This window comes from Telluribacter humicola (genome assembly GCF_017355935.1).
GTDB classification, from domain to species: domain Bacteria; phylum Bacteroidota; class Bacteroidia; order Cytophagales; family Spirosomataceae; genus Telluribacter; species Telluribacter humicola.
Genome location: NZ_JAFIQT010000005.1, coordinates 136081 through 155760 on the forward strand (window position 1 = coordinate 136081; position 19680 = coordinate 155760).

11 protein-coding genes are annotated in these 19680 nt (G+C 47.6%); 5 read left to right on the forward strand and 6 right to left on the reverse strand.

What is annotated here, in order from left to right; translation table 11 throughout:
- Window positions 1-132 precede the first annotated feature (132 nt).
- A complete protein-coding gene (locus tag JUB14_RS20165) occupies window positions 133-1749 on the reverse strand; it encodes an alpha-amylase family glycosyl hydrolase (RefSeq protein WP_207508628.1) in 1617 nt (538 codons plus the stop codon).
- Window positions 1750-1817: 68 nt separating this feature from the next.
- On the reverse strand, window positions 1818-2798 hold the full coding sequence (locus JUB14_RS20170; protein ID WP_207508629.1) for a TIGR03885 family FMN-dependent LLM class oxidoreductase: 981 nt from the start codon (window positions 2796-2798) through the stop codon (window positions 1818-1820).
- A 373-nt stretch (window positions 2799-3171) separates the two neighbouring features.
- Between JUB14_RS20170 and JUB14_RS20175 the strand changes: the two genes are divergently transcribed.
- The 5 genes from JUB14_RS20175 (at window position 3172) to JUB14_RS20195 (ending at window position 15316) form a co-directional block, all read left to right on the forward strand.
- Window positions 3172-4047 (forward strand): TIGR02587 family membrane protein, encoded by an 876-nt coding sequence (locus JUB14_RS20175; RefSeq protein WP_207508630.1) that lies wholly within the window; start codon window positions 3172-3174, stop codon window positions 4045-4047.
- A gap of 11 nt (window positions 4048-4058) precedes the next feature.
- Window positions 4059-4463 carry a hypothetical protein gene (locus tag JUB14_RS20180; RefSeq protein ID WP_207508631.1) on the forward strand — a complete coding sequence of 135 codons (405 nt, stop codon included), beginning with the start codon at window positions 4059-4061 and terminating at the stop codon, window positions 4461-4463.
- A gap of 120 nt (window positions 4464-4583) precedes the next feature.
- Window positions 4584-5570: a DUF1259 domain-containing protein gene (locus JUB14_RS20185; protein ID WP_310586175.1), complete on the forward strand. Its 987-nt coding sequence runs from the start codon at window positions 4584-4586 to the stop codon at window positions 5568-5570.
- A gap of 9 nt (window positions 5571-5579) precedes the next feature.
- On the forward strand, window positions 5580-6263 hold the full coding sequence (locus JUB14_RS20190; protein WP_207508632.1) for a GDSL-type esterase/lipase family protein: 684 nt from the start codon (window positions 5580-5582) through the stop codon (window positions 6261-6263).
- 242 nt (window positions 6264-6505) lie between these two features.
- Window positions 6506-15316, forward strand: a complete 8811-nt coding sequence (locus JUB14_RS20195; RefSeq protein ID WP_207508633.1) for a PAS domain S-box protein — start codon at window positions 6506-6508, stop codon at window positions 15314-15316.
- Between the two features lie 39 nt (window positions 15317-15355).
- Here the strand turns inward: JUB14_RS20195 and JUB14_RS20200 are convergent, their stop codons facing one another.
- The 4 genes from JUB14_RS20200 to JUB14_RS20215 form a co-directional block, all read right to left on the reverse strand.
- Window positions 15356-15541 (reverse strand): hypothetical protein, encoded by a 186-nt coding sequence (locus tag JUB14_RS20200; RefSeq protein WP_207508634.1) that lies wholly within the window; start codon window positions 15539-15541, stop codon window positions 15356-15358.
- Between the two features lie 102 nt (window positions 15542-15643).
- A complete protein-coding gene (locus JUB14_RS20205; RefSeq protein WP_207508635.1) occupies window positions 15644-16990 on the reverse strand; it encodes a 3-oxoacid CoA-transferase in 1347 nt (448 codons plus the stop codon).
- Between the two features lie 144 nt (window positions 16991-17134).
- Complete coding sequence (gene pcaF / locus JUB14_RS20210; protein ID WP_207508636.1) at window positions 17135-18340, reverse strand: 3-oxoadipyl-CoA thiolase; 1206 nt, start codon at window positions 18338-18340, stop codon at window positions 17135-17137.
- Window positions 18341-18346: 6 nt separating this feature from the next.
- Window positions 18347-19678, reverse strand: a complete 1332-nt coding sequence (locus tag JUB14_RS20215) for a class-II fumarase/aspartase family protein (RefSeq protein ID WP_207508637.1) — start codon at window positions 19676-19678, stop codon at window positions 18347-18349.
- Window positions 19679-19680 lie beyond the last annotated feature (2 nt).

Here is a 19680-nt window from a genome sequence, read left to right on the forward strand (position 1 = left end):
AAGAATGAATAAAATCATACCAACGTATAGTAATTAAACTTCAACCGGCTCATGCTATACAAAAAAGACAGGCTGTATTCCTCTAGCTATAGCCGGAATACAGCCTGTTTATGGTAAAAAATGGAGCTGGATTTACTTGTCAATCAGCATGATGATTCCTTCATCACCACCCAGAGAGAGTGTGTTTTCCAGGTAGGTACCCTCTCTTTCCGGTTCGGTCGCTATGATTACCTTTCCGCGTAAACCTTCCCCCTTGGGTGTGTAGTAGCAGGGACGGTGACTTAGATTGAGCATAACGAGGAAGCACTTGTTTTCATACTCCCGAGTATATACGATCATTTGCTTATCTGAATGAATAGGCTTAAAATTCCCGATATGAAGGGCAGGTTCCTGCTGTCGTAGCTGAACCAGCTTTCGGTAGTAGGTCAGCATTGAAAGCTTAGCCTCCCGCTGATTCATCACATTGATCCGTTTGTAGTTGCCGGGGAGAGGTAGCCATGGCTCCGCATCCTCTACGGTGAAGCCGGCATTGGGACTGTCGTCCCACTGCATGGGGGTACGAGCCGGGTCGCGGCTAACGTTCAAATCAGGCATATTGAGCCCTTGCGGATCTTTGACTTTATCGGGTGGTATGGGTACATCACGCATACCTAGTTCATCACCGTAGTAGAGCGTGGGAGTACCCCGTAGCGTCAGGAGTAACATAGCTGCTACCCGGGCCTGATCGATACCTATGCGGCTGGCGATCCTTGGATTATCATGGTTGCCCAGTACCCAGTTGGGCCAGCCATCCGGTGGCAGGGCTCCTTCGTACTCGTCAATGGCGGTGGCGATGCGCTGCGGATCCCATGACATAGTAATAAGCTGGAAGTTGAAGGGCAGGTGCGCTCCGTTGCCGTTCTGACCGTAGTACGTGACCAGCCGGTGAATAGGCAGGTATATTTCCCCTATGATTACACGCTTATCGTACTCATCAGTCAGGGCACGCATCATCCTGACTATATCATGTATTTCGGGCTGATCCGTAGAATAGGCCGGAATCAATTCATTGTAAGTAACATCTACATTCGGTGCGTAGTCCAGGTTCTTGGGGTTGTCACGAAGCTGTTTGTCTTTGATCATGTGCCACATCACATCCACCCGGAAGCCGTCTACGCCTTTGTCCAGCCAGAAGCGCATGACATTCATCATGGCCTGCTGTACCTCCGGATTGCGCCAGTTCAGGTCAGGTTGTTCTTTCAGGAAGGCGTGGTAGTAGTACTGCTGCGTAGTATCATCCCACTCCCAACCACTGCCCCCAAACACGCTCAGCCAGTTGTTAGGCGGAGTACCATCCTCATTGGCATCATTCCAGATGTACCAGTCACGCTTTGGATTGTCACGTGAGGATTTGGACTCCAGAAACCAGGGGTGCTGATCAGAGGTATGGTTCGGTACCAGGTCCAGGATGAGCTTCATCCCCCGCCTGTGTACCTCAGCCAGCAGTTCGTCGAAGTCCTCCATCGTGCCGAACAACTGGTGGATGCCTGTGTAGTCGGCAATGTCATAGCCAAAATCAGCCATGGGTGAGGGATAAATCGGCGATACCCATATGGCTTCTATTCCCAGCCACTCCAGGTAGTCCAGACGCTGGAGAATGCCGCGCAGATCGCCCACGCCATCACTATTACTGTCCTGATAGGATCGGGGATAGATCTGGTAGATGACACCTTTCTGCCACCACAGGTACTCTTGCTTTGTATCACTCATCGTATGAATAGGTTTAGCAGACAGACCCGGTCTTGTGACCTGTACCTGGGCTGTCTGGTGCCTGACAATTATTTTCTGGTTAATACGGGTACTACCTTTTCCCCAAAGACTTCTATAAATTGTTCCTGCTCTACGTTGACGTTGTGCAGGTACAGATGGGTTACGCCCAGTTCGACATCCTTCATCAGCCATTCGATATGCTGATCAGTACTGTCTGATACCCGTACGTGCGGCTCCATCTGGTCGGGAGTGACCATACTGCCCGCTATATCAAAGCCCTCGGGCATACGTATATCTGATAGAAGTGCCGACTGGAAAATGTTATTTTTCCACTGCTCGTGCGCTCCCCGCAGGGCTTTTTTCTTCGTGGTGTCGTACGAGAGCTGTACTTTCAGGTAGATGGGTTTGTTTTCTCCTCCTCCCTCGTGAAAGGCCTCCACCATTTTTTTCATATCCTCGGGTGGTCGGGAGGTGGTGATCATGCCATCAGCCCAGCTTCCCAGCCATTTGGCCGTAGCGGTGGTGAGAGCAGGTCCTATTATAGGCGGAATGTAGTCAGGCCGGGTATATAGCTTGGCTTCCTGCACGGTTACGTGTCCGTAATGGGTTACCGTCTCTCCCCGCCAGAGGGCTCGCATTATATCTATACACTCCTTAAGTCGTTCATTCCGAATCTGCTTGGTAGGCCATTTCTCACCGTTGATATGTTCATTCAGAAACTGACCGCTACCGGCAGCAATAAAGAACCTGTTTGGAAACATCTCACATAGCGTAGCTACCGCCTGGGCAATAATAGCCGGATTGTATCTTTGAACCGGAGCATTAACTACTCCAAAGTGCAGATTAGTGCCGTGCATAGCTGCTCCAAGCCAGCTCCATACAAAGCCACTCTCACCCTGATTTTCGCTCCAGGGCATAAAGTGGTCAGAAGTCAAGGCATGAGTAAAGCCGGCTTGTTCGGCTTTTTGGGCAAGTTGCAGCAGGTGGCTTGGTTTGAACTGTTCGTGTGAATTATGAAATCCAACTTTAATATCTTCTGTTACAGCCATGAATATTACTTATTTTCATATGGTGTGGAAATGAATACACATATTAATTCCTGTGAATCAAGTCTATAACCGTCAAAAGTTTAAGTATGTTGGGTACTAAGCCGGAAATTGGTACATGAACCAGCTCATTTTTGATATTATGTTCAACCGTGAGGTAGTAGCAAAATGTACCATTATACTACGGGACAATAGAGTATGACTCGGGTAGGGTATCAGTAGTAAGTACGTCACGGATATACATGCTCCAGGTCAAACAGGTACTACCCAAGCCAGGCATGTACTGAATGTAAAAGGTAGGCGCTGGCACAGATTTTAGTTTTTGATATATATCCTTACATATACCAGAAAGTGAACAGGAGTAAGGGTATATCAGATGACAAAATATCAGGATTCATCACGTCCTATTAAAGAATCTCTTGAAGAATACGGACGGGGTATTGCAGGAGGTCTGCTTTTCAGCTTTCCGTTGCTCTATACCATGGAGGTTTGGTGGGCCGGTTTTATAGCTTCGCCTTTACAGCTTATCGGGGTTATACTCTTTACGTTCCTGCTCCTGTTGGGCTATAACCGGTATGCAGGCATGCATCCGGAGGCGCATTGGCGTAGTATTGTTCTTGATTCCTTTGAAGAGATTGCGATTGGTTTTCTGTTGGCTTTTGGCGTACTGCTTATGCTCAGACGCATAGAGTTTGACTCCATGTCCATGGTCGAGATCGTAGGTAAGGTCGTGATTGAGGCCATGGTGGTATCAATAGGGGTATCCATAGGTACCTCACAGCTAGGCATTGAAACTGAGGATTCTGCTCCCACCAAAGAAGAGAAGAAGATGATTAAGCAAATAGAGGAGGAACGTCAGCATAGTCTGTTTGGATTGGTCGTGCTGGGTATATGCGGAAGTGTAGTAGTAGGAGGTAACGTTGCGCCAACGGAAGAAATCCTGATGATCGGAATCCAGTCCAAACCGATCCACATCCTGACTATGGCCTTAGTCTCCTTGTTTCTGTGCTTACTGATTATTTTCTACAGTGATTTCAGGGGAGGTGTACTCGAGGGCTCCAAAGTAGCTATTCAGGTAGTTGTCTTACAGACATGTACCTGTTATGTCATTGCTTTAGGTACGTCTGCTCTTCTGCTCTGGTTCTTTGGCCGCTTTGATGATTCCAGCTTATGGGTCTGCTTTTCTCAGACCATAGCCCTGGGAGTACTATCTTCTCTGGGAGCCTCGGCTGGTAATCTGCTTATCAGATAATACTACTGTGTATGACTAATCGTACTAACACCTATATAGACCGCAAAAACATCCTGGAGTACAGCATGGCCGGTTTAGGCTTTTTGCTGGTACTATCCATTTTTATATACCTTATCTACAAAACTGTTTCATTCAAAGCTGAGCCACCTCAATTGTACCTGCAGTACTTTCACGAGCCGGGCCGCTATGAGCCTCATCGGTACCATGTTATTGTACATAATAAAGGAGCTGAAACAGCTGAGGCTATCATTATTGAACTTACGCTGGTGAAAGGGGGAGAAGAGTTGGAAAAAAGCCAGCTCGACGTAGCATTTTGCCCAAAGGAGTCCAGTCGGGAAGGCTACGTGTCTTTCATTGAAAATCCTGCCCAGGCGGATACAATCAAAGCCCGTGTCGTTAGCTATAATATTCCCTGAAAGTGTAGCTTTGCTTCATTAAGAGACTTATTTTTTCTCATTCTGAAACAGTATCGGGTGCGTGAAGTTTTAGCACTAGTACACAGTTAATTACTTGTTTGTCCTGCTCTTTTTTAACCTATGAAAACAACAAAATTGACTCGCAGACAGGTTCTGCAGAGTTCAGCCCTGGCCGGTATAACCAGTATGCTGGCCGGTATAAAACCAACACTTGCCGGCCCAACCGACAAGCCGCTACTCGAAACACCCCCCTTGACCCGCCAGGAAGTTGCCGCCATTGAGTCGGCATTGGGTAAGAAGGGTACCTACCACGAATCTCAATCTGTACATACCACAGCCCTGCCCCGCAACGACCTGAAGGTAACGGTCAAGGGGGAGTCGGTACCTACCACCTTTGGATTTGGCGGATGGGTGTCGTTCAAAAAAACACTCGAAGGGGACTCTACCGTCATGATGAGTGATACTGTTCTGCTGGAAGAAGAGGTAAATCCGCTTATATCGGTTGCCCAGGCCAATGGACTCGAGGTAAGCGCCATTCATAACCACTTTTTCTACGAGCAGCCCCGGATCTTCTACATGCACCTGCACGGGTCTGGTACTACTGCCGAACTGGCGCAGAAGTACGCCGCAACCATTAAGCAGACCAAGCTCTATCCGGCCAATCAGACGGGCGCAACTGCGGGGCGTCCGGCTGGTGAAGTATTTGATATTCCGGCACTGGATGGCATCGTCAAGAGTTTTGGTGCGGTCAATGGTCCTACCTATAAGTATACCATAGCTCGTGAGGACCTGTCGGTACTGGCGATGGGTGCCGAAATGACTGCCGCCATGGGGCTCAACTCATGGGCATCTTTTGCGGGCAACAAAGCCAGTGCTCATATCGCGGGGGACATTGCGATGCTGGAACACGAAGTGAATCCGGTGATCAAAGCTCTGCGGGGCAATGGACTGGAAGTAGTAGCCCTGCACAATCATATGCTGGACGATGACCCTCGCATTTTCTTCCTCCACTACTTCGGAAGTGGTCCGGCGACACAGCTGGCTCAGGGATTTAGGGCAGCCCTGGATGAATTGGGAAAGCCCGACGAAAGACCTATGAAGCATTAAAGTGGTAGTATGATTAGAGAAAGTATATTAGTGATGATGGTCTTGTCGAGTTTTGGTAGTGTGACGGCTCAGACGGCTTTGCCCGTTGACTCTAGTTACGCAGTACCTTACTACGCTCAGCGTCTGGCTTTTTTCAGGCTCATGCCTGATCAGAAAAATGAAATAGTTTTTCTGGGCAACAGCCTGATTGAGTGGGGCGAATGGCAGGAGTTATTAGCTCGTCAGCCAGTAGTCAACCGTGGGATCAGCGGGGACAACACCTATGGTGTACTTGCCCGACTGGATGAAGTAGTCTCATCCCGGCCAGCGCGGATATACCTGATGGTGGGTACCAACGACCTGCTGAGCCGCATTCCTGATAACATCATTATTCGCAACTACTCCCGTATACTTAGCCAAATCCGGGTACATTCACCCAAAACACGGGTGTACATTCACAGCTTGTTACCAGTCAACGAGCCTTTGTTACCGGATACTTACAAGGTACTGACCAACGAAAAAATCCGACAGCTCAACCAAAAGCTCCGTCAGTTTGCGGAGGCAAATAGTATTCCCTTTGTAAATGTATATGAGGTCTTTGCGGATGATAGTGGACAGCTCCGAAAAGAGTTATCTCTGGATGGATTGCACATAACTTCCAGTGCCTATATTGAGTGGGTGGATTTTCTGCGACGGCAAAAATATCTTAGATAGGATAAGACTTTGATTATGTGAAAGAAGATCAGCGATAAGTAAACAATTGTTTCCTTAAAATAGTAATATACTAAGGAAAAATTTAATTTATTCATACGTTCATAATCGAATTACTTGTATCTTAGAAAAATCGAGGTGGTAGTTGAGTTAATTTTTTACACTTCTAATTTTTATTTAATAATGACCATTCTCTCTATATCAAATGTGAAAGATAATTTTAAGAGTGTTGTCACACTGAGATCATGGATGAATCTGAACAATCGTTAATTACCATATATTCAAACCAGGAGGTACCGGATGAACTTTTACAGTTTCTGGAAATGGTGCCTGAACAGTCGGGGTTTACCTTTTTAGTATATATAGATGGAAAAGATGAACTGGCTTGTGCTACATTTATAAAGATTAATCAGTCTACCTCAATGAAAGTATGGGAGGCAGCTCCCGGTTTAGCTCTCCGTCCTAATCATCTTTATGTAGTACCCACTTCTTCACCACTCACTATTCTCGATGGAGTCTTTGTTCCGGTTACCTCTGAATACTCGGTTGTAGATGAGGTATCTCCTGATCCTTTATTGAGTCATCCGGTACCAATGATGGCAGTAGTACCTGCCTCCGTTGAGGACAACTTCGGTGCCGTGATTGAGCAGGTACGACAGGCTGGTTGCCAGGTATTGCTGGTTGATTCAGAATCAGATAATATTTGGACGGAGAAAGGTAGTAAGCGATGTACACCCGGTGAGGCTGTCTCCGAAGTAGTACGGCTAAATGGCAATGGATATGAGGAGGAACTGAAAAATACAGCCGGAGCCGATACCACTTTAAACCAACAACAGCTATTTATTGATAAAATAGTCAATACAACCCCGGATATAATATACCTACTTGACCTCCCTAAAAAGAGTGTTACCTATGTCAATCAGCGAGGGGTTGAAATACTGGGGCAGCCCAGTGTAGAGCATGTGTATAAGCTGAGGAGCAAGATTTTCAGAGAGATACTGCACCCGGATGATTATCCGAGGCGGATGGAGCATATGGCTGCCTGCACGTACTTAGAAAAAAATGAGATCAAAGAGATTGATCTACGTTTCAGGGTGGCTGATGGTACCTGGAGGTGGTTCAGGGTAAGAGACCGGGCTTTTCTGCGGGCGGAGGATGGTACCGTACTTCAGACCATAGGTATTGTACAGGATATACAGGAACGTAAAGAGGCTCTTGATCATCTGCGCGAAGAACACCTGCGCTTTCGCAATGCTGAATCTCTGGGTAATATCGGCAGCTTTGAGCGTATTCTGCCCAGTCCCACTCTTTTTTGCTCGGATGAATTTTACCGAATACACGGCCTGGAACCTCAGAGTGTGAAGTTCGACATGGAGAAACTCCTGAGCTTTGTTCATCCCGAGGATCAGAAGGCGATGCGGGAGCAAATCTGGTCTACGCATGCTCACGGTGATCCGATGGACTTATTCCAGCGAATCATCCGACCCGACGGATCTATTCGCTATGTACATCGTCGGGCTGAAGTAATAAAAGATGAGCATGGAAAGCCCACAAAAGTCTATGGTACCGTACAGGACTTTACTGAATTAAGACACGCTCAGACCGAGGCTTTAAAAAATAAGTCATTGATGGAGGCTGTATTCAACGGATCACTGTCTGAAATGATGGTATTGACGGCTGTCAGGAATGAGCGGGGTGAAATAGTTGATTTCGAATACAGATTGCTCAATCAGGTAGCCCGGACCATGGCTGGACAAAACCTGGTAGGAAAGCGATACCTCGAAATGAACCCCCAAGATCGATCTTCCGGACTTTTTGACCTGTACCGCCGTGTGGTCGAATCGGGAGAATCTGCTGATCTGGAAAGATTTTATAAAGGGAACGGCTATCGCAACTGGTTTCGGATCACTGCCGTCAAACTGGATGATGGTGTGATACTTACGGCTGAAGACATTACCAGCCGTAAACAGATAGAAGAAGAGAATCTTCAGGCTAATAAGCTACTGCGGGATATATTCGAAGGAATACAGGTACAGATTAGCTACCTGAAGGCTCTCTTTGATGAGCAGGGCAATTTGAATGATTTTCTGATTGTACTTACTAATGAGGAGGACCTGAGTCACCAAGGCAAAAAGAAAATTCAGACTACCTCCCGTAAGTTCAGCGAAGTACTACCCGGGTATCGGCAGCACGAGCTTTGGGACAGGATGGTAGAGGTGTATCATGTTGGCGGGACCAAACGGTTCGAAAGCTGGTATGACCTGGATGGTTTGGAGCTCTGGATAGATGTGTCAATCGTAAAGCATGAAAGTGGACTCATCTTCTCCAGTCAAATCATCAATGATCGTAAGCGGGCTGAAGTCGCTCTCAGCCAAACCCTGAGTGTATTCAGAAGGGCTGAGGTCGTGGGAGCCATGGGAAGTTATGAGGCTGATCTGGCCACCATGACTTTTCATTTTTCTGATAACTTATATAGACTGTTTGGGGTAGAGCCCCACTCTATTGAACCTACTCTTGAGTACATAAATGCCCACAGCCACCCCGATGATATACCGGTTGTGCAAAACATCCTGTCAGAAGCCGCCCTTAACAAACAACCCTACTCATATACCCGTCGTATCTATCTGCCCAATGGTCAGGTGCGTCATTTGCAAGCCCATGGTGTAGTGGTATGTGATAAGGATGACAGGCCTGTGAAGTTCCTGGGTATCATCCAGGACATAACCGATCGGGTCAGGGCGGAAGTGACCTTCCAACAGATGCTGAGTGGATCAATAGCGGCTATTATGTTACTGGAAGCAGTACGTAATGAGCAGGGAACTATTATTGATTTCTTGTACAAAGGGGTAAACGAAGCTGCTAGTCGTATTATAGGACTACCTACCGACGAAATGGTCGGAAAGAGATATCTTGAACTTTCACCTGCGGCCAGACACGTATTTTTTGATACGTATGCGGGGGTAGTAGAATCCGGTGAAATGCAGAGGATTGTACGGTCTTATCCCTACGAACAGTTTGAGAAGGATGCCTGGTTTGATGTGACAGCGGTGAAGAACGAGGATGGGTTGATATTGACCTTTCTGGATATTACGGAACAGAAAAGAGCCGAAGAGGAACTAAGACGAGGGGAGGAAAATATCCGAAACCTATTGAATCTGCTGCAGAAGACTCCGGATGCCTACATCGTTTTATCACCTGACTTTACTATAGTAATGGCAAGTGATGCTTTCCTGGCGGCGACTCTTACCGATCGGGAGCGCATCGTTGGCAAATATATTTTTGATGCTTTCCCTGACAATCCAGCTACTCCTGAAGCCAAAGCGGTAAAGAATCTGAAGGCATCATTTGACCAGGTACTACTGACTAAACAGCCGCACCGGATGTCCATTCAGCGCTATGATGTACCACTCCCTTCGGAAATGGGAGGAGGCTTCAAAGAGAAGTACTGGAGTCCTATCAATACACCCGTTTTGAACAGCAAAGGTGAGATAGCGTATATTATACATCGTGTAATAGATGTAACTGAGGCCATACTGAAACAAGGTGAAGTAAAGGATCTTGCCCTTCAGACCGAAGTACTTGCATCTACTCTCGTTGAAATAGAAGAAAAAACGACCCAGCTGGAGGAAAACCATGCACTACTGCAGTCCATATTTGATACTTCACCAAGTGCCATCACCGTATTAAAGGCTATTCATAATGATAAGGGGGAAATAGAAGATTTTGAGATTCTGCTTGTTAGTAATTTTACAACGAATATTACCGGACAGGGTAGTCAGGAGCTAATAGGAAAGCAAATAGTACAGCATTTCCCCCCTGTAAAGGAGCAGGGAATGCTTGAGGAGTTGATAAGTACAGCTACAACCGGTAAGCCAGCCGAATTTGAGAGATGGTACGTGGGGGATGATATGCAACTTTGGCTCTATTTCAGAACCAGGAAAGTAAATGATCTGCTGGTTGTATCCACTGAAGATATAACCGAGCGAAAAAAAGCAGAACAGCAAATACTTCATTTAAAGGATGAGGTTGCCAGAAATGTCACTGATAAATACCTCACGCTGTTCAATGCCATTGACGAAGGTTTTTACCTGTGCGAAATTGTTTTTGATGAGCATGACAAGCCGGTAGATATTCTGTATCTGGAAGAGAACCCGGCAGCAAGGCGAATCATCGGAACCAGTTTTGTCGGAAAAACCTTTAAGGAAATTAACCCCTTCTACGAAGAACAGTGGTATAGGATCTGGGGCGATGTAGTATATACTGGTCAGACCAAACACATAGAGCTATTCTCAGAACTGTATAAGAAGTGGTTTAACTTCTATATCACCAGGGTGGGTGATGAAGGCAGTCGGCAGGTAGTGGTTGTATTCCAGGACATCACTGATCGCGTACATGATGAGTTGGCCCTGCGGGAGAGTGAAGCGCGCTTTCGTAATCTTATTGAAGCCTATGCTCAGGCCGTTTGGGAAACTAACGCACAAGGTGAAGTGGTATCCGATAGTCCCTCCTGGCGGGCCAGTACAGGGCAGACGTTTGAAGAATGGACGGGTTTAGGCTGGATCGATGCCGTTCATCCCGACGACCGTGCATACGTCGAAAAGCACTGGAGGGAGGCCATCGCAACCAAACAAAATTTGAATGCCGAATTCAGAATTATTAATACTGAAGGGGAGTACCGCTGGGCTAATGTAAGAGCTACCCCAATACGTGATAAAGCAGGTGAAATCATCAAATGGGTGGGCATGAACATTGACATTCATGATCGCATGATGGTTGAGGAGGCTCTGCGCAGGAATGAAAGTTACCTGTCGGCCATTTTTTCCGAGGCAGAGGTAGGATTGTCTGTACTCTCCACCGAAGGACGCTTCCTGCGTGTGAATGATACCCTCTGTAGATTACTTGGCCGATCCCGGGAAGAGCTTCTGAATCTTGGTATTATCGACGTTACTTACACCGAAGACATTCCGCCCAGTCTGAAAATGGTACGTGCTTTGTTAGAGCAAGGTAAGACAGGCTCACTTGACAAGCGGTACGTCAAGCATGATGGCACTATTGTATGGGCTAATAGTTCTATTTCATCAATAGGAATAAATGAAGGAGAATCCCCCCAAATACTGGCTGTAACAACTGATCTTACTGCGCGTAAGCAAGCCGAAGATGCCCTTCGTCGGTCGGAGGAGCGCCTTCAAAAAGCGATATCAATACCTACCGTAGGAGTTATCTTCTTTGATCTGGAAGGTAGAATTAATGACGCTAATGAGGCTTTTCAGCGTATGAGTGGGTATAGCCAGAGTGACTTTATGAGTGGTAGGGTACGTTGGGATGAGGTAACACCGCCGGAATTTATTGATGTTACCTTCACCTCACGGGAAGAGCTACTTACCTTTGGCCAGAACACACCCTATGAGAAACAATACATACGGCCAGATGGTACGCGTTGGTGGGGGTTATCTGCCGGTAGACGTTTGAGTGAAAACGAATGCGTGGAGTTTGTACTGGATATCACTAATCGTAAGGAGGCTGAAGAAGCATTGCGAAAATCGGAGGAACAATTCAGATTATACGTAATGACCAGTGATGATACCCTGTACAAAATGAGCCCTGACTGGCGACAAATGCTCCAGATGAAGGGGAACAATTTCTTGGCCGATACTGAAGATCCCAATAGTTCATGGCTGGAAAAGTATGTGCCTGAGGATGAGCAGCCAAAAGGTTTGGAAGCTATCGAAAGAGCCAAACGAACCAAAGATATGTTTGAACTGGAGCACCGGGTAATAAGAGCCGACGGCACCATCGGCTGGACTTACTCCCGGGCTATCCCTCTCATGGATGAGGAGGGGAATGTTATTGAATGGTTCGGAACAGCCAGCGACATTACTGAGCGTAAGATTGCCGAGGCAGCATTACGCAGGTCAGAAGAGCAGTTTCGGCTGTTTGTAACTGCAAGTTCTGATCTTGTTTATAAAATGAGTCCGGACTGGAGTCAGATGTATAGTCTGGATGGAAAAGATTTTTTGGCCGATACTGTCAACCCCAGTGCCAATTGGCTCCAGAGGTATGTCCTGGAGGAAGACTGGCCTCAGATAGTAGCTGAAATTCAGGAAGCTGTACGTTCTAAGAAGATGTTTGAGCTGGAGCACCGGGTAATTCGGGTGGATGGTACAGTTGGTTGGATCTTCTCGAGGGCGGTACCCGTGTTGGACGAGCGGGGTAATATAGTTGAATGGCTGGGAGCTGCGCGGGATGTTACCGTGCGAAAGACGGCAGAGTTACAGTTACAGGCATTCAATACCCTGCTTGAGCAGCAGGTTGCCGAACGAACAAGTGCCCTTAAACACAGTATGGTACGCCTTGAGGCTGCTATCAATGTATCACCGATGGTGCTGAGTGTACTCAAAAGCATTCGGAATGATCAGAATGAAATCATTGATTTCTACGTCGAATGGGTAAGCAAGGGCGGTGAAAAAATGGTAGGCAAAGACGTCAGTGGTGGTAGGTTGCTTGAGGAATTCCCCTATTTGGTAAAGTATGGTATCGTAGAGGAATTCATTAAGACCGTGGAAACAGGTAAATCCACAGATTATGAGTATCTCTATGACGAGGGAGGAATTACTATATGGGTACGTTGGAAAGCGGTGAAGCTGGAGGATGGCCTTTTTGCCGCCATGGAAGATATTACCAGGCGCAAAAATTCGGAGCTTCAGGTAAAGGAGCAGGAACATTTTATTCGCAGCATCACCGAGACCATGCCCGACATGATTAGTGTGATGGAGTATCCAACACGTACATTGCAATACATTAATCGGGAACCCTATATTCTGCAGGGATTCGATACCGAGGATATGCTCAACATGAGTAATGAGGAGCTTGAGCAACTCATGCATCCGGAGGATATCCCGGCTACTAATGAGTATTTCAACAGATTTGCTACTCTAGCTGACGATGATATCGCTTCGTATGAATATCGTGCAAAAACAAAATCAGGTGGATGGCAGTGGTTTCGGGTCAGAGGTCGGGTATTTGAGCGGGATGAAGAAGGACAGGTGAAGGCCATTGTTAATGTTGTTCAGAATATTAATGAACAAAAGAAAGCAACGGAGGAGATGGAAAAAGCCCATGATCAAATCCAGGCTATGTTTGAAGCCGTTCCGCTTCATCTTACTTACAACAAGGCTGTTAGGGATGAGCAGGGTAGGGTAGTTGATTTCACCATGGAGATTATCAGCCAGTCCAATCTGGATCGGTCCGGATTAACTCAGGATCATATAGGCAAACCACTAACTCAGATCAGAGCGGGTATAGAAATCCTACCATTCTGGGAATCAATGCTGCGTGTAGCCGCAACGGGAGAATCTATCACCGATGAAACATTCTATAACGCACATGGGTACGAAGGCTGGATTCTGGCTAGCTTTGTTCCTTTCATGGATGGAGTACTGATAGCAGCCCTTAATATCAATGACCGTAAAAAGGCTGAAAGTGACCTGAAGAAACAGTTGGCCATACTCATGCAATCGGAAGAAGTCGCCAGGATGGGTAGTTGGGAATATCTGGTGGATAATGATACTATGACCTGGTCGGAAGGTATGTACCGTCTTTTTGAGATGCAACCCCGGACACCAGTCTCACTGGACACATACAGCCAGTATGCGGTGGAAGAAGATCGGGTAAAGATCGAATCAATCATTCAAAAACTAAGGGCGGGCGAGGCTGTATCCGATGAAACGATTCGAATACGGGTAGGCGAAAGTCAAAAGTATCTGAAGCTGAGGAGCAATGTCCTGACGCAGGACAGCGGACAGGTACTAAGTATTCTGGGAATAGATCTGGATGTAACCGAGTCGGTAGAGGCAGAGATCAAACTGCGCCAACTAACGGAGAACATGCAGATTGTACTTGAAAGCTCACCGGCATATATCGGATATTTCAAGCCTATTCGTAATGAGAAGGAGCAGATTGTGGATTACCAACTGGCGGTATGTAACAATCGGTTTGCGGGGTATATGCAGACAACAGTTGAGCAGTTGATAGGTACTTCTCAACGTGAACTGGATACGTACCTGTGGCCAACACGCACTTTTGATGTGTTACACGAAGTGCATACAACAGGCAGTCATGTATACGAGGAACATCATAGTATCCGTGAAGGAGAAGACTACTGGTTAGGTATATCTGTACTGAAGCAGGACGATGGGGTAGTTGTGACCGGTCTAAATGTTACAAAAATAAGACAAGCTGAGCAACAGGAGAAACACTGGATGCAGGAGCTCGAACGATCCAACGAAACTATGACCACGCTGGAGCAGATGAGGCAGTACATCCGGATGCGGGGTGAATTTTTACGGACGACCTCTCATGACCTTCGGGGTAGTTTTGGCGTGATAGTAGGAGCAACTTCCCTGTTGGACATGATGAATACGGAGGAGGAACGGGCACAGACACTTCACATGCTTCGCCGAAGCCTGAAGCAGGTCAACCACATGATGAACCAGTTACTGGACTTCTCCCGCCTTGAGTCGGGTCAGGAGGAATTACACGTAAGTGGCTTTGATGCCGCTGAGCTTCTGATCGAATTGAGCGAGAGTGTGATGCCGCTGGCGCAGGATAAGGGGCTGTGGGTAAAAGCAGAGGGCCCCAAACAGCTACGAGTAGAAGGTGATAATGTTAAGTTAATTCGAATTGTCCAGAACCTCTTGTTGAATGCTATAAAGTATACATCGCGGGGCGGAGTTAAAATTTCATGGGAACTCGAAAGTGAAGACAGCCCTTACTGGATGCTGACAGTTGGAGATACCGGACCGGGTATATCACAGCAACTGATTGATCAGCTAAATGATACACAGCCAGCCTCAATACCCAATGAAAAACAGAATGTATCTATGGAACAGGAAGATAACCTGCCAACCTATGGAAATCGGACTTCGGGAGAAGGTATAGGATTGATAATTGTAAAACGTCTTTGCGAACTTATGAATGCAGAGCTGAAGATAGAAAGTACACCTAGGGTAGGTACTGTATTCCGGATTCGTTTTCCTGTAAATTACACTGAGTACTAATAGAAGAAATAAGAGGTTGGCCCCAATAAGGCCAACCTCTTATTTCTTCTCACTCTGCTGTATAGCCCCGAACAAGACCGGGCTGAAGTACCGCAGGTTTTCTAGAACCAGTGTCATGGTGTAGAATTTTGGGACGTCTACCTCCGGGCTTTCCGCCATGGCAACCAGCAGGGCATCCAGAGTCTCAGCGAATCTATTATCAAACTCTTCTTTGGTCAAATCCATGTTTGTAGGATACAAAGTACTTAGGATACAACCCCCTTTTGCTGTATATAATTCAATACGTTCAAATAGGTATTGCCCCTACCATCTATCAACTAGTACAAGTTACAGTTTCTCAATAAACTGGGCAGATGTTTTGGCTCGAACATCTTCAATCGTAGCACCTGGCATTAGCCCTGTCAGCGTAAGCCTCCCTTCTTCAAAACTGAACACCGCCAGATCCGTGATAACCAGATCTACCGCCTTTATGGCTGTGAGAGGTAGAGTACAGGAGGGCACGATCTTGCTGCTCCCGTCCGGGTTGGTATGGGTCAAGGTAATGATGAGCTTCTTAGCTCCTGAGGCCAGGTCCATCGCTCCGCCTACTCCCAGCAGAGGTTTGCCGGGTATGGCCCAATTCGCCAGGTTAGCCTCTTCGTCCACTTCCAGTCCGCCCATAATGGCTACATCAATGTGTCCTCCCCGTATCATTGCAAAGGAGTCGGCGCTGTCGAAGTAGCTGCTACCCGGTAGGGCTGTAACGGGTACCTTGCCCGCGTTGACCGGGTAATCCATAGCTCCGGCATCTCCTTCAGGTTCGGGACCTACACCCAGCATGCCATTTTCGGTATGCAGGATAATACCGTCTTCCGGCTGAATGAGATCAGCTACCAGCGTCGGTATGCCAATCCCCAGGTTCACCACATCGCCTTTCTGCAGTTCGGCAAAGGCCCGGCGCGCCATATTCATCCGTGACTCATCCACCTTCTTCTTACTGGACTTGACCGAGGCCGATGATCCCAGAGCTTCCAATGTCATGCTTGCCTGCACCAAATAATCTACATAGTTAGCCTGGGTATGAATATGCTCGGGGGCTATTTCACCTACCGGTACTATATGTTCCACCTCAGCAATGACCAAATCAGCGGCCGTAGCCATTGCCTTGTTGAAGTTCTGCTCGGTCATGCGGTACTGGAGGTTACCAGCGGTGTCAGCTTTCCAGGCACGTATAAAAGCTACATTGGCCCGAAGGGCTTTTTCAAATACGTACTCCTTTCCATCTATCACTTTAACTTCCTTGCCTTCGGCAATGACTGTACCTGCGGAGGTAGGGGTAAAGAATCCGCCAATGCCGGCGCCACCGGCCCGGATAGCCTCAGCCAACGTACCTTGCGGGAGTAGCTCGTACTCTACTTGTCCACTTTGAGCGGCCTTCACGGCATCGGGGTTACTGGTAAAAAAGGAGCCGATCATCTTCCGGATTTGTCCGTTGAGCAGCAATTTACCTCCTCCGAGGTTAGGTTCGCCTACGTTGTTGCCAATGAAAGTAAGATTTTTGGTTTCAGTTTTTGCCAGCGCGTGTAGCAGGTGGACCGGGTTACCGGTCATACCAAAGCCTCCGCCAAAGATGGTGTCTCCATCCTTTACCATAGAGGCGGCCTGCTCAGCGCTTATTACGGGTACTTGTTTCATTCTTAGTAGTCTAAAAATATAAGTTCAAATAATTAAACCACAGAGTTATCGGAGTTAAAGCACAGAGTAGAAATAAGTTTTTATATAAACTCTGTGACCTGCGTGTCTACCTCTATTCAACTTTGTGGTTAAAAAAACAAGAGCTTACACTCGCTCAAGCACTACGGCATACCCCTGACCTACTCCCACACACATCGTAGCCAGTGCATATCTTTTATTTTGCTTTTGAAGTTCTAATGCCGCACTATAGGTAATGCGGGTACCACTCATTCCAAGCGGGTGTCCTATCGCTATGGCTCCGCCGTTTTTGTTGATTCTTGGATCATCGTCAGCCAGACCTAGTTCACGGAGACAAGCCAGACTTTGCGCGGCAAAGGCCTCGTTGAACTCAATAATATCCAGATCATTCAGCGTGATTCCGGCTTTACGTAAGGCCAACCGGGTCGCCTCCACCGGACCTATTCCCATAATACGGGGATCTACACCCACAACCCCTGAGCTAACGATCCGCGCCAAAGGCTTTAGATTGTATTTCTTAAGGGCTTCCTCGGAGGCAATAAGTACGGCTGCAGCACCGTCGTTGAGACCGGAGGCATTGCCGGCAGTAACGGTTCCTCCCTCTTTTTTGAAGGCCGGTTTGAGTTTGGCAAGTACCTCCAGCGTAGTAGCTGGTTTCACAAATTCATCCCGCTCAAACAACTCCACCTCTCCTTTCTTTCTGGGAATCTCCACGGGCATAATCTCTTCGCTTAATCTTCCATTATTCTGTGCTTCTACCGCTTTCATCTGAGAACGGTAGGCAAAGAGATCCTGGTCTTCCCGACTAATCCGGTACATATCTGCCAGGTTCTCAGCTGTGACACCCATGGCATCTACTCCGTACAACTTCTCCAGTTGGGGATTGACGAATCGCCAGCCAAAGCTGCTGTCGAACAGCTGGCTGTCGTTGCCAAAGGGCTTGCTGGCCTTCGACATCACATAGGGACCACGAGTCATATGCTCGACGCCACCGGCTATCAGCAGGTCGGCATCGCCTGCCTTGATAGCACGGGCGGCCTGGACAATGGCTGACATACCCGAGGCACATAATCTGTTTACTGTTTCGCCTGGTACAGAGGTGGGTAGTCCCGCCAGTAGCAAAGCCATGCGGGCTACATTCCGATTATCCTCACCGGCCTGATTGACGCATCCCATGATGACATCTTCGATGGCTTCGCTGGGTACTACTTTATTCCTTTCCATCAGGCGTCGGATGACTATTGCGGCCAGATCATCAGCCCTGACGGGTGACAAACTTCCCCCAAAGCTGCCTACGGGTGTACGTATGCCATCTACTATATATGCTTCCATTAGGTACTATTCCTTTAATGATACGGTTAAAACATCTTTGATTTGGGCCGTGACTTTCTGAATTAGAATACCCGACAATCCAAAACAAGCCTCTGGATGAAGGAGTTCTGGCCAATCCAGCTTTACATCAGGTACCAGTTCGGTTAGTACCTGAGACAATCCCGTTTCTTTACTCACTCTTCCACAAGCCTCATTAACTACCTTAGTTGCATTAGACTTGGACATATAGTCAGAAAGTATAACTACTGCCTGTTCGGCGTATACCAGGCCATTAGTCAGGTCTATGTTATGTCGCATTCGCTCCTGATCTACTTGTAAGCCGCTGCTAATGGTTAGGGCGTGCTTTAGAGATGTACCTGTATTGATGATCATTTGCGCAAGGTGCTGCCATTCAAGCATCCAGGCAGTACCATCCCGTTCACCGGTTTGCAGTAGACTCTGCATGAGCAGGGTAGAAGCGTTAATATTCATCCGCGCCAGCGCCACCAGGGCTTCGCTCAGTACCGGATTGCTCTTATGGGGCATGGCGCTGCTCTTGCCTCCTCCTTCGGCGTTTTCGACTACCTCACCTACTTCGGTTTGTGCCATGAGTAGGATATCAGCCCCCATTTTACCCAGTGTACCACTCACAGTAGCAAGCCAGCTCCCTAACTCCACTACAGTATCACGCTGTACCTGCCAGGGTGTAGCCGGTTCCAGCTGTAATACCTGTGCCAGTGCTTCCATAACCTGGTAGCCCTGCTGGCCTAAGGAAGCCAGCGAACCGCTGGCTCCTCCCAACTGCACCACCAGCAGCCGTTTTTTGATTTCATCCAGCCTTCCCAGACTACGCACCAGGGGCATTGCCCAGTTTACTACCTTGAGGCCAAAGGGTATAGGCGTAGCCTGTTGCCAGCGGGTATGGGCCATGCAGGGAACTAAACCGTCAAGCTCAATCTGTGCCAGCAGATTTTGTAATAGATGATTGATTCTGCTTACCAGCAAAGAAAGAGCCTCCCGGATCATCAGGACCTGTGCCGTATCCATGATATCTTGAGAGGTAGCTCCCAGGTGCAGATAGTCCCTGACATCCGTTGGAAGAAGCTCTTTGACTTTGGCCAGCAGCGTAATGGTAGGGATACCATTTTTTAAGGTACCAGCAGCAAGTTCACCCGGTTTGAATGCTAGCGATGTTAATGCTAGCTGAATGGTGTGAGCAGCCTCCTCGGGAATAAGTCCCAGTCTGGCTTCGGCCAGAGCCAGACCCGCTTCAAACTGCAGCATATGGCGAATGAGTTGTTCTTCAGAACATACCCCTGCCATTTCTTCATCTGACAAGTAGGCTGCAAATAGGCTCATAG

Bases quoted from the DNA above. Each gene is read 5' to 3' on its own strand.
- pcaF (WP_207508636.1), bottom strand. From the start codon at position 18,340: ATGGAAGCATATATAGTAGATGGCATACGTACACCCGTAGGCAGCTTT.
- JUB14_RS20190 (WP_207508632.1), top strand. From the start codon at position 5,580: ATGATTAGAGAAAGTATATTAGTGATGATGGTCTTGTCGAGTTTTGGT.
- JUB14_RS20200 (WP_207508634.1), bottom strand. From the start codon at position 15,541: ATGGATTTGACCAAAGAAGAGTTTGATAATAGATTCGCTGAGACTCTG.
- JUB14_RS20205 (WP_207508635.1), bottom strand. From the start codon at position 16,990: ATGAAACAAGTACCCGTAATAAGCGCTGAGCAGGCCGCCTCTATGGTA.
- JUB14_RS20215 (WP_207508637.1), bottom strand. From the start codon at position 19,678: ATGAGCCTATTTGCAGCCTACTTGTCAGATGAAGAAATGGCAGGGGTA.
- JUB14_RS20170 (WP_207508629.1), bottom strand. From the start codon at position 2,798: ATGGCTGTAACAGAAGATATTAAAGTTGGATTTCATAATTCACACGAA.
- JUB14_RS20175 (WP_207508630.1), top strand. From the start codon at position 3,172: ATGACAAAATATCAGGATTCATCACGTCCTATTAAAGAATCTCTTGAA.
- JUB14_RS20185 (WP_310586175.1), top strand. From the start codon at position 4,584: ATGAAAACAACAAAATTGACTCGCAGACAGGTTCTGCAGAGTTCAGCC.
- JUB14_RS20165 (WP_207508628.1), bottom strand. From the start codon at position 1,749: ATGAGTGATACAAAGCAAGAGTACCTGTGGTGGCAGAAAGGTGTCATC.
- JUB14_RS20195 (WP_207508633.1), top strand. From the start codon at position 6,506: ATGGATGAATCTGAACAATCGTTAATTACCATATATTCAAACCAGGAG.
- JUB14_RS20180 (WP_207508631.1), top strand. From the start codon at position 4,059: ATGACTAATCGTACTAACACCTATATAGACCGCAAAAACATCCTGGAG.